Source organism: Acidisoma sp. S159, assembly GCF_009766125.1.
In the GTDB taxonomy this organism is placed as follows: Bacteria; Pseudomonadota; Alphaproteobacteria; order Acetobacterales; family Acetobacteraceae; genus Acidisoma.
Genome location: NZ_LMUG01000080.1, coordinates 11,838 through 12,321, shown reverse-complemented (window position 1 = coordinate 12,321; position 484 = coordinate 11,838). Strand labels below are relative to the sequence as shown.

The 484-nt window shown below is 68.8% G+C and carries 1 pseudogene; it reads right to left on the bottom strand.

The window, feature by feature from the left end:
- Positions 1-484 (bottom strand): annotated as a pseudogene (locus GSQ92_RS30520) (error-prone DNA polymerase); the annotation flags it as partial.

Sequence of the window (484 nt, the reverse complement as noted above, 5' to 3'; positions counted from 1 at the left end):
CACGCCGAGGCGGATCGCGGTCAGCACGTCCGCGAGGCGGCGACGATCGGGATGGTGGTAGCGGGGGTCCGTCGTGGCTAGGAGCCCGGACTTGGCGGCGGTCGTCATGCGGCTCAGCAGGTTCAAACGATGGCGATCGGCGCCGTCATAGGTGACGGGGGCGGAGCAGAGCAGCGGCATCGCTAGGCGTTTGCGGAGGTCGCGCGCATCGGCCTTGAGACGCGCGGCAAAGGCGGCATCCGGCAAGGCCGGCGGGATGGCCGCCATTACCCAGCCATCCGCATGGTCCAGCAATTCGGCGCGGGTGAGTTGGCATTCGCCCTTCGGTGCGCGCATACGGCCGAGCGACAGAAAGCGGGTCAGCCGCCCATAGCTTTCGCGATCGGTCGGCCAGGCCAGATAGCTGGCGCCGTCGTCGAGCACCAACCGTGTCCCCACGATGAAGCGGATGCCGACGTCCTTGGCCGCGACATGCGCGCGCACT